This is a genomic window from Microvirga sp. (assembly GCF_014699075.1).
Classification (GTDB): Bacteria; Pseudomonadota; Alphaproteobacteria; order Rhizobiales; family Beijerinckiaceae; genus Microvirga.
Genome location: NZ_JACXAB010000010.1, coordinates 45,254 through 59,706, shown reverse-complemented (window position 1 = coordinate 59,706; position 14,453 = coordinate 45,254). Strand labels below are relative to the sequence as shown.

At 63.1% G+C, this 14,453-nt stretch carries 12 protein-coding genes and 2 pseudogenes; 6 read left to right on the top strand and 8 right to left on the bottom strand.

Going from position 1 to position 14,453, the window contains the following annotated elements:
- The first annotated feature begins 47 nt into the window (after window positions 1–47).
- Window positions 48–749 carry an ArsR/SmtB family transcription factor gene (locus tag IC232_RS16060; protein WP_190845997.1) on the top strand — a complete coding sequence of 234 codons (702 nt, stop codon included), beginning with the start codon at window positions 48–50 and terminating at the stop codon, window positions 747–749.
- 13 nt (window positions 750–762) lie between these two features.
- Here IC232_RS16060 and ccmB read toward each other — a convergent pair whose 3' ends face one another.
- Both ccmB and ccmA read right to left on the bottom strand, forming a co-directional pair.
- Entirely contained in the window at window positions 763–1,431 is a 669-nt protein-coding gene (ccmB, locus tag IC232_RS16055; protein ID WP_190845996.1) for a heme exporter protein CcmB, read from the bottom strand.
- Between the two features lie 203 nt (window positions 1,432–1,634).
- Window positions 1,635–2,240: pseudogene (ccmA, locus tag IC232_RS16050) on the bottom strand (heme ABC exporter ATP-binding protein CcmA); the annotation flags it as partial.
- A 219-nt stretch (window positions 2,241–2,459) separates the two neighbouring features.
- Here ccmA and acnA point away from each other — a divergent pair.
- Entirely contained in the window at window positions 2,460–5,165 is a 2,706-nt protein-coding gene (acnA, locus tag IC232_RS16045; protein WP_190845995.1) for an aconitate hydratase AcnA, read from the top strand.
- A gap of 136 nt (window positions 5,166–5,301) precedes the next feature.
- On the opposite strand, the gene IC232_RS16040 is transcribed toward acnA, so the two are convergent.
- Both IC232_RS16040 and IC232_RS32435 read right to left on the bottom strand, forming a co-directional pair.
- Complete coding sequence (locus IC232_RS16040; RefSeq protein ID WP_190845994.1) at window positions 5,302–5,700, bottom strand: hypothetical protein; 399 nt, start codon at window positions 5,698–5,700, stop codon at window positions 5,302–5,304.
- A complete protein-coding gene (locus IC232_RS32435) occupies window positions 5,693–6,751 on the bottom strand; it encodes a glycosyltransferase family 4 protein (protein WP_246812243.1) in 1,059 nt (352 codons plus the stop codon). The genes IC232_RS16040 and IC232_RS32435 overlap by 8 nt, the downstream gene beginning before the upstream one ends.
- 444 nt (window positions 6,752–7,195) lie before the next feature.
- Between IC232_RS32435 and IC232_RS32430 the strand changes: the two genes are divergently transcribed.
- On the top strand, window positions 7,196–7,534 hold the full coding sequence (locus tag IC232_RS32430) for a hypothetical protein (RefSeq protein ID WP_246812242.1): 339 nt from the start codon (window positions 7,196–7,198) through the stop codon (window positions 7,532–7,534).
- Here the strand turns inward: IC232_RS32430 and IC232_RS33275 are convergent.
- A pseudogene (locus IC232_RS33275) lies at window positions 7,502–7,807 on the bottom strand (glycosyltransferase family A protein); the annotation flags it as partial. The gene IC232_RS32430 and the pseudogene IC232_RS33275 sit on opposite strands and share 33 nt — an antisense overlap.
- A 517-nt stretch (window positions 7,808–8,324) precedes the next feature.
- Here IC232_RS33275 and IC232_RS16030 point away from each other — a divergent pair.
- Entirely contained in the window at window positions 8,325–8,831 is a 507-nt protein-coding gene (locus tag IC232_RS16030; protein ID WP_190845992.1) for a GNAT family N-acetyltransferase, read from the top strand.
- Window positions 8,832–9,079: 248 nt separating this feature from the next.
- On the top strand, window positions 9,080–9,607 hold the full coding sequence (ppa, locus tag IC232_RS16025; RefSeq protein ID WP_190845991.1) for an inorganic diphosphatase: 528 nt from the start codon (window positions 9,080–9,082) through the stop codon (window positions 9,605–9,607).
- A 59-nt stretch (window positions 9,608–9,666) separates the two neighbouring features.
- On the opposite strand, the gene IC232_RS16020 is transcribed toward ppa, so the two are convergent.
- Window positions 9,667–10,407, bottom strand: coding sequence for a cation transporter (locus IC232_RS16020; RefSeq protein WP_190845990.1), 741 nt, complete (start codon window positions 10,405–10,407; stop codon window positions 9,667–9,669).
- 71 nt (window positions 10,408–10,478) lie between these two features.
- Here IC232_RS16020 and IC232_RS16015 point away from each other — a divergent pair, with 71 nt between their 5' ends.
- Window positions 10,479–10,907, top strand: coding sequence for a helix-turn-helix domain-containing protein (locus IC232_RS16015; protein ID WP_312895179.1), 429 nt, complete (start codon window positions 10,479–10,481; stop codon window positions 10,905–10,907).
- A gap of 15 nt (window positions 10,908–10,922) precedes the next feature.
- On the opposite strand, the gene IC232_RS32905 is transcribed toward IC232_RS16015, so the two are convergent.
- Window positions 10,923–12,980: a M10 family metallopeptidase C-terminal domain-containing protein gene (locus tag IC232_RS32905; protein WP_190845988.1), complete on the bottom strand. Its 2,058-nt coding sequence runs from the start codon at window positions 12,978–12,980 to the stop codon at window positions 10,923–10,925.
- Between the two features lie 96 nt (window positions 12,981–13,076).
- Complete coding sequence (locus IC232_RS16005) at window positions 13,077–14,342, bottom strand: ubiquinone biosynthesis hydroxylase (protein ID WP_190845987.1); 1,266 nt, start codon at window positions 14,340–14,342, stop codon at window positions 13,077–13,079.
- Between the last annotated feature and the right edge of the window lie 111 nt (window positions 14,343–14,453).

Below are 14,453 nucleotides of genomic sequence, written 5' to 3'. Positions count from 1 at the left end.
GGTCTTAGCCGATGGATCGGCGCTGATGCTTCGGCTATGATCGAACTATGAAAGAAGGTCCCGTCATCGCATCCGTTGCCGCGCTCCTGGGCGATCCGGCCCGCGCCAACATCCTCACCGCCCTCATGGACGGGCGGGCGCTCACAGTGAGCGAACTCGCCGAGGCTGCGGGCGTCACGCTCCAGACGGCGAGCGGGCACTTGGCCAAACTCGACGCAGCGAACCTGCTGACGGCCGAAAAGCAGGGCCGCCACCGCTATTTCCGGCTCTCAGGTCCCGACGTGGCCCAGGTGCTGGAGGCCCTGATGGGCCTTGCCCAGCGCACCGGCGCCACCCGGGTGCGCACCGGCCCGAAGGATGCGGCGCTTAGATCCGCCCGTATCTGCTACGACCATCTTGCCGGCGAGCGGGGTGTCGCGTTGCTCAAAGGCGCGCAGCGGCAGGGCCTCATCAAGGGTGAGAAGGACATGATCCTCACGGAAAAGGGCCGCGCCTTCTTCGCCGGTTTTGGCATCGATCTCGCTCAGCTGGAGAAAGGTCGTCGCCCCGTCTGCCGCGCCTGCCTTGACTGGAGCGAGCGCCACAGCCATCTCGGGGGCGGCTTAGGCGCCGCTCTCCTGTCCCGCATGATGGACCGAGGCTGGGTCCGACGCGAGGCCGGCCGCGTGTTGGCCTTTACCTGCGAAGGCACAGAGGGTTTTGAGGCCGCGTTCATGCTGCCGGCGGTGAAGGGCTCGCAGGCCGCCTGAGGCGAAGGACGCGCTACTCCCCCGACCTAAGGGCGGCAGCGGCCCCCACTGTGCCGACCACCGCGGCGATCAGCGACAGGGCCATGAGCACGAGGAAGGGGGTCATGAAGGGAATGGTCCCGCCCACAGCCGCGTTGGCGGCCGAAACCCCGAAGATCAGGGTCGGGATCATGAAGGGCAGGACCAGGATCGCCAGGATCAGGCCGCCGCGCCGCAGCGACGATGTCAGCGCAGCACCCACCGCGCCGATGAAGGTGAGCGCCGGCGTTCCCACCAGAAGGGTCGCCACCATGGCGAGCATGGCCTCGGGCGAGAGCGCCACGAGGAAGCCCAGGAAGGGCGCCGCAAGGGCCAGCGGCAGGCCCGTCACGAGCCAGTAGGCAATCACCTTGGCCAGAACCACGATCTCCATCGGCGCGTGCGACAGGCGCAGGAGATCGAGCGATCCGTCCTCCTGGTCGGCCTGGAACAGCCGGTCGAGGCCGATGAGCGTGGCGAGCAGGGCCGCGATCCAGAGGATCGCCGGGCCGATGCGCGCGAGCAGGTTCAGGTCGGGACCGAGCGCGAAAGGAATGAGCGTCACGATCATCAGGAAGAAGATGAGCCCCATAACCCCCGAGCCGCCGACGCGGGCGGCGAGCTTCAGGTCGCGGACGAGGAGGGCGTTGAAGGAGCGGATCATGAGACCTCTCCAGTTTTTCCCTCTCCCCCATCAGGATCGGGTGTTCCCGATCCTGACTTCCTTGATGTCCAAGTCGGGAACACCCGACTTGAATTGGGGAGAGGGTGGCCCTCGCGTGAGCGAGGGTCGGGAGAGGGGCCGTGCTCAATCGAACTCGCCCCCTCTCCCGGCTCACTCCGTTCGCCACCCTCCCCCGCGGAGGGGGGAGGGACAAGACGCTCGATCCTGATCTCCTTGGCGTCCTTCAGGAACAAGGGAGAGTGGGTCGAGGCCGCGATCATGCCGCCGCTGTCCCGGTGGCCTTCGAGAATCAACCGCAGGGTTTCCTGGGAGGCGGTGTCGAGGGCGGAGGTCGGCTCATCCAGAAGCCAGAGCGGTCGGTGCGCCACCAAGAGCCGGGCGAGCGCCACCCGACGGCGCTGGCCGGCCGAGAGGTAGGCGACCGGCAGGCGGGCGGCGTGAGCCAGCCCCACCGCATCGAGCGCCTCGCGAGGTTTCAGGGCCGGATTGCCGAGGAAGTCGCGGGCGAAGGTGAGGTTTTCCTCGGCGGTCAGCGCCGCCTTGAGGGCATCGCGATGGCCCACATAGTGCAGGCACTCGGACAGGGTGCGCTCGCCGGCATCGTCGAGGAGAATCGCCCCGCCTGCCGGGTGCAGGCGTCCGGCCAGGATGTCCAGCAGGGAGGACTTGCCGGCCCCGTTGCGGCCGGTGATCACCAGGGCCTCACCGGGCTTCAGCGTGAAGGAGACGCCCTCGAAGATCCGCCGCTCCCCCCGCTCGCAGGCCAAATTGTTAACGCTCAGACGCAAACCCTGCACCCCTGCCCTCTTTGCACCCCAGAACCGTTCTAAACCGTGTAGCGGGATGGTTGGAAATGATCTATAGCACCCGTGGCTGCGCCGCGCGCCAAGGCGTCCAATCCGCCTCGCGCGCTTCTCCCCTGTCCGGGCACCCCCGGAGCGGCGCGCGCATATCGCGCTTTCGGCCGAACACAATGTTCGTAACCCAAATGCACGCGAGGATTCGCCGTGACGCTCAACAATAGCTTCAATGCCCGCCAGACCCTCCAAGTCGGCGACAAATCCTACACCTACTACTCCCTCGTCGAGGCCGAGAAGAACGGCCTCAAGGGCGCCTCGAAGCTGCCCTTCTCCATGAAGGTGCTGCTCGAGAACCTGCTGCGCTACGAGGATGGCCGCACGGTCACCAAGGCCGATATCGAGGCCGTGGCCGCCTGGCTCGACAACAAGGGCAAGGCAGAGAAGGAAATCGCCTACCGGCCCGCCCGCGTCCTGATGCAGGACTTCACCGGCGTTCCGGCCGTGGTGGATCTGGCCGCTATGCGCGACGCCATGAAGAACCTCGGTGGCGACCCGCGCAAGATCAACCCGCTGGTGCCCGTCGACCTCGTCATCGACCACTCGGTGATCGTGGACGAGTTCGGCACGCCCAAGGCCTTCGACCGCAACGTGGAGCTGGAATACCAGCGCAACGGCGAGCGCTACCGCTTCCTCAAGTGGGGCCAGACCGCCTTCGAGAACTTCTCCGTCGTGCCCCCGGGCACCGGCATCTGCCACCAGGTGAACCTGGAATTCCTCTCCCAGACCGTCTGGACCCGCAAGGACACGGCGACCGGCGAGGAAGTGGCCTATCCGGACACCCTGGTCGGCACCGATTCGCACACCACCATGGTCAACGGCCTTGCCGTTCTCGGCTGGGGCGTGGGCGGCATCGAGGCGGAGGCCGCCATGCTCGGCCAGCCGGTCTCCATGCTCATTCCCGAGGTGATCGGCTTCAAGCTCACCGGCAAGCTGAAGGAAGGCGTGACCGCCACCGACCTCGTGCTCACCGTCACCCAGATGCTGCGCAAGAAGGGTGTGGTCGGCAAGTTCGTGGAGTTCTACGGCCCCGGCCTCACCGACATGTCGGTGGCCGACCGCTCAACCATCGGCAACATGGCTCCCGAATACGGCGCCACCTGCGGGTTCTTCCCCATCGACGTGAAGACCATCGATTACCTGCGCACCACGAGCCGCACGGACGAGCGCGTGGCTCTCGTCGAGGCCTATGCCAAGGCGCAGGGCATGTGGCTCACCCCCGATATGGCGGACCCGGTCTTCACCGACAGCCTCGAACTCGACCTGGGCGACGTGGTTCCCTCGCTGGCCGGCCCCAAGCGCCCGCAGGACCGCGTGACGCTGGACACCTCCAAGACCGAGTTCCTCGGCGCCATGGAGAAGGAGTTCCGCAAGGCCGGCGAAATCGGCAAGCGCGTGAAGGTGGACGACGCCAACTACGATCTCGGCCACGGCGACGTGGTGATCGCGGCGATCACCTCCTGCACCAACACCTCGAACCCGAGCGTGATGATCGGCGCAGGCCTGCTCGCCCGCAATGCGGTGAAGAAGGGCCTCACCTCCAAGCCGTGGGTGAAGACCTCGCTGGCGCCCGGATCGCAGATCGTCGAGGAGTACTTCAAGAAGGCCGGCCTCCAGGGCGACCTGGATGCACTCGGCTTCAACATCGTCGGCTTCGGCTGCACCACCTGCATCGGCAACTCGGGCCCGCTGCCGGAGAACGTCTCGAAGGCGATCAACGACAACGATCTCGTGGCCGTGTCGGTGCTCTCCGGCAACCGCAACTTCGAGGGCCGCGTGAACCCGGACGTGCGGGCGAACTACCTCGCCTCGCCTCCTCTGGTGGTGGCCTATGCGCTCGCCGGCTCGATGCTAGTGGACCTCGCCAAGGATCCGCTCGGCACGGGCTCCGACGGCAAGCCGGTGTACCTGAAGGACATCTGGCCCTCGTCGGCGGAAGTGCAGGACTTCATCGACCGCACGATCACCAGCGAGCTGTTCAAGAGCCGCTACTCGGACGTGTTCTCGGGCGACGAGAACTGGAAGAAGGTCACCTTCGAGCCGGGCCTGACATACGAGTGGGACATGGGCTCGACCTATGTGCAGAACCCGCCCTACTTCGAGGGCATGACCAAGGAGCCGAAGCCCGTCACGGACATCCTGAACGCGCGCATCCTCGGCCTCTTCCAGGACTCGATCACCACCGACCATATCTCGCCCGCAGGCAACATCCGCGCGGCGTCGCCGGCCGGTGAATACCTGCAGTCGCATCAGGTGCGGGTGGCCGACTTCAACCAGTACGGCACCCGGCGCGGCAACCACGAGGTCATGATGCGCGGCACCTTCGCCAATATCCGCATCAAGAACCAGATGGTTCGGGACGAGAGCGGCCACGTGGTCGAGGGCGGCTACACCATCCATCACCCGTCGGGCGAGCGGATGTTCATCTACGACGCCGCCATGCGCTACAAGGACGAGGGCGTTCCGCTCATTGTGCTCGCCGGCAAGGAATACGGCACCGGCTCGTCCCGCGACTGGGCGGCCAAGGGCACGAACCTGCTCGGCGTGCGCGCGGTGATCGCCGAGAGCTTCGAGCGCATCCACCGCTCGAACCTGGTCGGCATGGGCGTGGCCCCCTTCGTGTTCGAGCAGGGCACGTCCTGGGAGACGCTGGGTCTCAAGGGCGACGAGACCATCACCATCAAGGGCCTCGCCGGCGACCTGAAGCCGCGCATGCGCATGGAGATGGAAGTCGCCTCCGCTGACGGCTCGGTGAATCGCGTTCCCGTGCATTGCCGCATCGATACGCTGGAGGAAGTCGAGTACTTCCGCAACGGCGGCATCCTGCACTACGTCCTGCGCCAGCTCGCGGCGTAAGGCATACAACGAACGAAGCGCCCGCTCTTCATGTGAGAGCGGGCTTACTAAAGAAAAGAGGGGCGCTTCAGGAATGGAGCGCTCCTTTTTTATGTGTGGATTCGCCCGACCAATGCGGTAGAGCGAAGCCAGATCCTCACTCCTGATCGTAAGGGGCTTCGGCACCTTGCGGCCGTGGAAACACTATGTGAGCGACGCGTCGAAGAGGCTGCAGGGCTCTGGCTAGGACAGAATTTCCGGTGGCAAGCCTTATATAAGCGTCCGCCAATGCATGCGCTCGCGACGCTGCCAGAGCTGCATGTGTTCTCCGAAACTCCTCCAATTCGATCCTGGCCTTGTTCAGATCGTTCTGTAATTGGAAAGAAGCCGTCTTACTTCCTCTCCTGGCAGCAAATTTTTCGAGCTGCTCCCGCTCGAGGGCCGCGATCCGACGGATATCCCGTGCCCGCTGTTCTGCAAGGCGTGCAAGCAATTTGTAGTATTCAAGATCTTCGGAGCCGCAAGGCGACGGCTGGATATCGCTCTTCTTAAGCATGCTGCAACTGCCTCTGGCGAAGGCCGAAAAGATCGGCGACCCGCGCCCTGTAGGCGCCGGGCGAATGGACTCTGCGGACAAAAGCGTGGGCTTTTTCAGCAACCGAGCGGATGAGGTCGGGATCGTTCACAAGCGTGCGAATGGCCTGTACATAGGAATCCGCCATGTCGCGGTCATCGGCCAGCGAGGGCAGCAGAATCCCGGTTTTACCGTCAACAACCTCTGCAATGCTGCCGACATCCGGGGCGATGACCGCGAGGCCGTAGCTCATGGCCTCAAGAATGACGTTGGGAATGCCGTCATGCAGGCTCGTGTAGAGAAAGATCGCAGACTGGGAAAGCGGCAGGGAGCCGAAGCCGTCATAAGGTCCGTGGTATCGAAGGTTGGGCAGGCGTTCCAGCATACGGGGATTGAATCCCTTGGCTACGGAGCCGCCGAACACATCCATGTGGATATCGGGTGCGCTGCGGCTGAGATGCGAGGCGATTAGCGGAAGCAGAGAAGGTCTCTTCTCCATGTCCGTCCGCGAAGCCCAGAGAATGCGCTGGCTAGCAGCGGCATCTCGGGACGGCAGCACCGCCGGTGCCTCAACGGCGGGATGGAGGCAATGCCATTTATGATTCTGAAGGCCGATCCGATGATGATCCTTCTGGATCGTCGTCATGCTGTCGCAAACGATCTTGGAGAGATGATCGAGGTTGTCGGCGATGAGGTCGACCGATGAATGAACGATTGAGCGCTGACCGTTTATGATGCGCTCTATGTCGGCAAAGTGGTAATAGATGGCCTCCCGATCCTTCAAGACCACGCCATACAGCTCCAGGAATTTGTCGCCGAATGCGGAATTGCGTATGTGAATCCGCGTCTCGGGTGGACACGTCTCGATGATTTTCAAGGTGAGCAGACAGCGCTGATCCAGCGACATCAAATGGCAGTGAAGCGCCATGTCGACCACCACCGCATTCGGCGGCAGGCGGTCCATCCATTGCGACCTGTCGATATGCTCCCCCAGAATGACGAGAAAGTTCTTGAAAGGGTCGAGCTCGTACATGGTCTCCATGAGGTTGAGGAAGTATTTCTCCGCTCCACCGCGCGGCATGAAGGGCAACAGAAACACGTCGCTGAAGTTTCGGTCCCTGACGAGAGAGCATAGATCCAGATAAGCCGTACCCAGGGGGTAATCCTGCTTGAAATTCCGGGAGATTGGGCAGGCAATATATTTCTCGACCGAGATGGACGGCTCGATCGCATTGGCCTGCACAATGAAGTCCCTGATGCTGGGATCGTGGACCGACCAGCGTCTTGTCGCAGAGACAGCGGATCTGGATTGTGCGGCTCCCGCCGGACAATCCTGCTCGTAACGGCGTGAGAGCTTCAGGAAGGTTTCTGGCTCGAAGAGCCGGGTCGGCGGAATTTGCCGGACCGACATTGCATCCGCCGCCTTCAACAGACTTCCGGGCCTTTGGCGGTAGAACAGAACGGTTCCGGGAACCGTATGGACCTCCACGCCCAAGGCCACCGCTTCTGCATTGAAGTGCCAATCCTCATAGGCATACCCCTTCTGGAGACGGACATCCCAGTAAGGAATGCTGAGGAATATGTCCTTGTGAGCACAGACCCGAGAGATATAGGGCTGCCCATCAACGAACGCTCGGGGAGGCACAGCCTCCGATCCCTGATAGAGCGTAATCCAAGGCGGATTCCCGAAGCTCAGAACGGCCTCGGGAAAGTACAGGGAGTTCTTTCCCTTGCTCTGGGCTTCTCTCAAAATGGCATGAAAGTAGTTGTAGGATACGAGATCGTCTGCATCGGCCGTGAAGATGAACTCTCCTGACGCGTGATTGATGCCGTCGTTGCGGGACAATCCAAGGGAGCCGTTGTCGACTTCAATGATCTTGGTGCTCTGGTAGGGACTCAGATCAAAGGATGTGAGGACTTGACGGGTCTGGTCGTCCGTTCGGTCAAGGACAGCGACAAGCTCGAGGCGGGTTCCATTCGAATGGGCAAACTTCGCTGCTTCGGCCAGAGAAAGGAGCGTACGCCGCAAGAAAACGGCTTCTCGATGTATATTGAGGACGAGCGATGCGTGAAAAGGAAGGTCTGCCATCAATGTATTACCAACTTCGAGCGTTCCTTGAGCAGGTACGCCACGCATCTGATCCAGAATCAGCTGCTATCAATGCAGGTAATATGATTGTATTTCAATGCGAAAAGCCAACGACCCTGCCGGTCTGAGATCACTAGCCGCAGGAGCCAATCAACCTAACATAGGTTAACCCTCTGCTGCCTTTGCTCGAATTTTATGCTTGTCCAGCTGTTGTCTTCCTGCACCCGTTCGTTTGACGAGAGCGGGCGCTGTTCCTGAACAGTATAGGCATCTCCGGAGATGGAGCGATCTTCTCGATTAGCTTAGATCACGAAAAGTCGTGATAGTAGAGCTCGGTTTCAGTGGATGTTCATGAACAGCTCTCGATCCATTGTGACGTTTTGACATGCTTCCCATCTCATAAGTTGTGCTTAGGACGCCACACTTTCATCAGCCGGCTCCAGCTCCGTTAAGCCCCCGTTAACCGTCCCGGCATGACACTGAATTCATTGCTTCTCTCACCCGTTTTGCCAAAGCCATGAGCGACCTCCTCGTCAGTATCCGTCATGCGAAGCCCGACGATGCGGCTTTCCTGTCGAAGGTGTTCGACACGGCTTGGCGGGAGGCATATTCCGGCATCATTCCGGGCGTGACCCTCGAAAAGATGTTTTCCCGGCGCAGCGAGCACTGGTGGCGCTCCACCGTGTCGCGCGGGCGTCCGCTTGTGGTGCTGGATCTCGGCCAGGGCGCGGTGGGCTATGCCTCCTATGGCCGCTGTCGCGACCGGTCGCTGCCGGCGAACGGCGAGATTGACGAGCTCTACCTGCTGCCGGAATATCAGGGCATCGGCTTCGGACGCCGCCTGTTCAAGGCGGTGCGCAACGACCTGCGGCACCGGGAGCTCGACAGGACCGTGGTCTGGGCCCTGGAGGACAACACCCGCGCCTGTGCCTTCTACGAGAGCATGGGCGGGCAGAGCGTCGCCCGCGTCGAGGAGCGCATCGGCGGAACGCCGCTGGCCAAGGTAGCCTATCTCTTCCGCTGACGCCGGTTCTCCCCGGATGAGGCCGCCTTTCGGCTAAAACCCTCAAAAATTCAACCCTCGGTCCTTGTTGCCGAAGCCTGCTCCGGCTAGTGAAGCGTCCAGCTTCGGGAGCGGCCGTCCGGCGTTCGGGCTCACGCCGCTCCCAAACCCAGCTTCTGCCGCATTTTCACCGGTGTCGCGGTGTCCTGTTCAACACGGGAACGCCGCGCCCGCAAAGATGCTCAAGCCTTGTTCCGGAGAACAGCTCTATGCGCCTTGACGCGTTAAAGATTGGAAAGAACCCGCCGGACGACGTGAATGTCGTGATCGAAGTGCCGATCGGCGGCGAGCCCATCAAGTACGAAATGGACAAGGAATCCGGCGCCCTCGTGGTGGACCGCTTCCTTTATACCGCCATGCGGTATCCCGGAAACTACGGCTTCATTCCCCATACCCTGTCGGGCGACGGCGACCCCTGCGACGTGCTCATCGCCAACACCCGGGCGATCATCCCCGGCGCCGTCATGAACGTGCGCCCTGTGGGCGTTCTGGTGATGGAGGACGATGGCGGCCAGGACGAGAAGATCATCGCGGTGCCGTCGAGCAAGCTGACCCAGCGCTATGACCGGGTGGCGAACTACACCGACCTGCCCGAGATCACCATCAAGCAGATCGAGCACTTCTTCGAGCACTACAAGGATCTCGAGCCCGGCAAATGGGCCAAGATCATCCGCTGGGGCGACGCCGAGGAAGCCCGGCGCCTGATCCTCGAGGCGGTCGAGCGCGCCAAGAAGTAAGCTTCGCTCCCACCGGAGACGATAAAGGCCGGGCAAATGCCTGGCCTTTTCTTTGCCCGCTACTCGGCCGGGACCGGTGAGGTCGGGCCGGTGCTGCAATACTCGGCCCAAGCCTGCCGCAGGATCTGCACCGCCGAGGACAGGAACAGCCCGGCCATGAGGCCCGCCACGATCAGGTCCGGCCAGGCGCTCGCGGTCCACCAGACGGCCCCCGCCGCCCCGGTGACGACAATGTTGCCGATGGCGTCGTTGCGCGAGCACAGCCACACTGAGCGCACATTGGCGTCGCCGTCCTTGTAGCGCATCAGCAGGAGCACGCTGGTGACGTTGGCGGCCAGCGCCAGAAGCCCGATCACGCCCATGATTTCAGCCCGCGGCAGGCCGAGGATCAGCACGTGATAGAGGGTCGAGCCCAGCACCCAGGCGCCCATCAGCGACAGGCTCACGCCCTTGAACAGGGCCGCGGTGGCGCGGGTGCGAAGCGATGCGCCGATCACCGCAAGGCTCAACCCGTAGGTCACCGTGTCGCCGAGGAAGTCGAGGGCGTCCGCCTGGAGGGCCTGTGAGCGGGCCAGATGCCCGGCCACGATCTCGGTCACGAACATGGCGGCATTGATCAGGATCACCGTCCAGAGCACCCGCTTGTAGCGCGGATCGACCCCGTCGAAGACCGGCACGCCGCCGTGGCAGCCGCAGGCCTCCTCGGCATGAGCATGCCCCTTCGCCGGATGGGCCTCATGCGCAGGGTGGTCGTGGGACGAACAGCATGCCCCGTGCTGGTGACCGCAGGCCTCACCCATCCGAATCTCCTTTTCGTCATCGGATGCCATCTATACAATCTCTAGCGACTAGAGGTTCAAGAGGAAAAATCGTGGATCTGTCGATTGGGGACCTGTCGCGCCGGGTGGCCGTAAAAGTACCGACCATCCGCTATTACGAGCAGATCGGTCTTCTGCCCGCACCGCCGCGCACCGAAGGGCGCCAGCGCCGGTATGGGGCTGAGCACGTGTCCCGCCTCAGCTTCATCCGGCATGCGCGGGATCTCGGCTTCGACGTGGAGGCGATCCGCGAGCTTTTAAGCCTGGCGGCACAGCCGGATCAGTCCTGCGAGCCGGCGGACCAGATCGTGCTGCGGCACTTGGAGAGCGTGGAGCGCCGCATCGCGCAGCTGACCCTCCTGCGCTCCGAGCTGCGGCACATGCTGGAGGATTGCCGGCATGGGCCCGTGCGGGAGTGCCGGATCATCCAGGTGCTGGCCGATCACGACCAATGCCGGCATGAGCATGGAAAGGTGAGTTAGAGCGTCCGACCGGCGTCAGATCACGAAGAAGTCCTTGTGGCTGATCTTGAGGTTCTTCGAGATGGTGGCGAACTGGATCGCCTTGGCCGATCCGGATCCGTCGGGATCGTAGAACAGGGCGCCGCCCTGCTTGTAGTAGAGGATCCGGTCGCCCTCGTCCTTGAACTGGTTGCCGGTGACGAAGGCCTTGCTCGACAGGGCACCTTTCGCGATTTTGGTAAAGATTGTCCGGGACAGGTGAATGACGTCGTCCGTCGGGTTGAAATCCTGGATGTAATCGAGGTTGGATTTCGCGTTTGGCTTCTGATCGAACACGAAAACGTCCTTGCCCGTCCCGCCGACCAGAGTGTCGCTGCCTGCCCCGCCGGTGAGCGTATCGTGGCCGATCTGGCCGAAGAGCGCATCGTTGCCGCCCAGGCCGAGGAGCCGGTCGTTGCCTGACTCGCCGACCAGCTGATCCCCCTTTGCGGTGCCGGAGCGGATCAGCGGGTTCGTTTCGACGACATTCCGCACACTGATGATAAACGTCTCGGTATAGGCGCCACCGTACTTGTCCTCGGCCTTGATCGTGATCGTGTGCTGCGCGGCCGACTCGTAATCGAGGGCTTTCAGCAGGACGAGCCCGCCGCTGCTATTGAGGCCGAAGATGCCGTTCGGGTTCGACGACAGGCTGAAGGTCAGGTCGTCGTCATTCGGGTCGGTGCCACGGGGAGTTCCCAGAACAGAACCCACGGCTTTGTCCTCGGACACCGATGTTCCCGACAGGAAGATGTCGGTTGGATTCGCGTTGGTGAGGGCGATGGTGGTGTCGGAGAATTTCACCAGACGCAGATCTTTGAGCGTATCGGTGCCGTCCGCCTGGGTTCCTCGCGCATGGGTGATCGTGAAGGTGCCGTCGGCGTTCTTGACCCGGTCGTAGTCACTGCTCCTGCCCGAGAACACAGCCATGGTCTCCCCGGACCCGCCGGTGAGCGTGTCGTTGCCCTTGCCGCCTTCAAGCGTGTTGTTTCCGCCCCCGCCCTGCAGCCGGTTGTCCGCGTCGTTGCCGATGAAATGGTCGGCGCTGGAGCCGCCTTCGAGATTCACGATTCCGGTCAGAGTGTCGGAGCCGTAGCTGCCGGTGTTCTGAGCGACCGCAATCCGAAGATCGACCTTGGCTCCGGAAGAGCCGGTGTAGCGGGCCGTATTGGTGCCGGCGCCCCCATCGAGCCTGTCGTTGCCCTGTCCGCCGTCGAGCGTGTCGTTGCCGTCTCCGCCCTTGAGCGTGTCGTTGCCCGACCCGCCCTGCAGCGTATCGAGGCCGTTGCCGCCTTCGAGAACATTCTGGCCCGTGTCGCCGATGAGCGCATCGTTACCGGAACCTCCGACGACATTCTCGATGTCGATGAGGGTATCGGTGCCTTGGTCGCCGTGGATGGCCTGAGCGGTCGTCCTGCTGAGATCGACGGTCACGCCACCGCCGGTCGCCTCCGAATAATCGGCCGTGTCGTTGCCGCCTCCGCCAAAGAGAACGTCGTCGCCAGCCCCGCCGGCGAAGATCTCCGATCCTGCGCCTCCGAAGGCGGTATCGTTGCCGAGTCCGAGCTTGATGGCCCCGCCCGCCACGGTGCCGAGAATGCCGTCATAAACGTCGTTGCCTGCCCCGAGATCCAGAAGAACGGCATTGGCTGCAGCAGATGTCGTCTTCAGTTCACCTGTGTTGACGATCCGGTCGACGCCGGCACTGCCCTGGATGGCGCGACCTACGGACACAATCGTTCCCGAATTGACGACGGAATAGGTCGTCGTCCCTGTGAGCCGAATGGCAGCTCCAGTCTCTGATAAGGCCTGTATGCTACCCTCGTTGGTGACGGTACTGCCGTGTCCCGTCAGTGCGATGCCGTCGATCTCTCCACGGATCGTGCTGCTTTTCCGGATCAGGATGTGGTCGATTTCGTTGGCTTTGATCGCCGCTGGGGTGTTGCTGATGATGTCGAGATCGATCACGACCATGTCGAAACCGGCGAGTTCGAGCCTTGCCTCGGTGCCGGGATCAGGGAGCGGGTTGGAGTCGTCGTAGATCACGTTGGGCATGGCGCATCCGCAGCTTGACGGGACTAAGGGCGCACCGAGACTACATTATCACATACCTAAAAGGAATTACTTCAAGGTCTGAATTTGGAAGTACTCCTAAAGGGCCTCGCCCCTGAGCAGTCGCGGCGCTTGCTGTCTCGTCAGTCCCGCCGCCTCGCGGATGAAGAAGCGCTTGAGGCCCGGCATGCGGTCGACGAGGCCTAGCCCCAGATCGCGGATCAGGCGCACGGGCAGCACGTCGTTGGAGAACAGCCGGTTGAGCCCGTCCGTCACCACTCCCATGGTGGTGATGTCGGTGCGCCGTGCCCGCTCATAGCCGTCGAGCACGTCTGCCGCGCCAGGGTCCATTCCCAGACGCATGGCGTCCGTGATGATCTCGGCGAGCGCCGCCGCGTCGTGCAGGCCGAGATTGAGCCCCTGGCCGGCGATCGGGTGGATCACGTGGGCGGCATCGCCCAGGAGCGCCAGACGCTCGGCCACGAAGGACCGCGCCACCCCGAAGGACAGGGGGAAGGCCTGCGGCTTCGTTTCGAAGGAGAGTTGGCCGAGTTGCAGCCCGAAGCGGCGTTCGAGTTCGATCAGCAGATCCTCGGGATGCGATTCGAGCAGGGCCGGCACGTTCTCGGCCCGCTCGGTCCAGACGATGGAGGAGCGGTGCTTGGTGGAGCCGTCGCCCTGCGGCTCGGCCTTCAGCGGCAGGATCGCGAAGGGGCCGGAGGGGAGGAAATGCTCCACTGCCCTGCCCTCGTGGTCACGCTCATGAGCGATGGTGGCGACGATGCCCGACTGCCGGTAGGGCCAGGAGATCCAGCCGATGCCTGCCTGCTCGCGCAGGCGCGAGCGCCCGCCATCGGCGGCAACCAGCAGGGCGGCGCTCAGGGTTTCGCCGTCAGTCAGGGTCACGTCGGTGCGGCTGCCCTGGACGGCAAAGCCCTTCACGCCCTCAGGTCTTAAGCTCACGCCGGCCGTGCGGCAGGCCTCATACAGCGTCGCCGTCAGGTCGCCGGCCGTGATCATGTGGGCGAAGGGCTCGTTGCCGTCCACCTCGCCCGCGAAGGTCAGGAAGGTCGGACGCACCGGATCCTGCAGACGGCTGTCGGTGATCACCATGTCGAGGATGGGCTGGGCGCGCTCCGCCACCTGGTCCCAGACGCCGAGCGCCGTCAGCATCCGGCGCGCCGCCGCCGCGATGGCATAGGAACGCTTGTCGCCATGCGGATCGCGCTTGAGCGCCGGATCGCACATGACCACGTCGATGCCGTCGGACAACGCGGTCTTCAGCGCCAGTGCCAGGGACAATCCGGCGAGGCCACCACCCGCGATGACGATGCGCGGTTGCGCCGAACCTGTTGCTGCGCTCATCGTGTGTTCTCCCAGGCCATCTGAGCGAAGAGCCCTTGGCGGCCGAAATCGCATGCGTCAGAGAAACTCTCCGACCCAGACGTTATAGGTGGGTGTCAGCCAATCATCGAC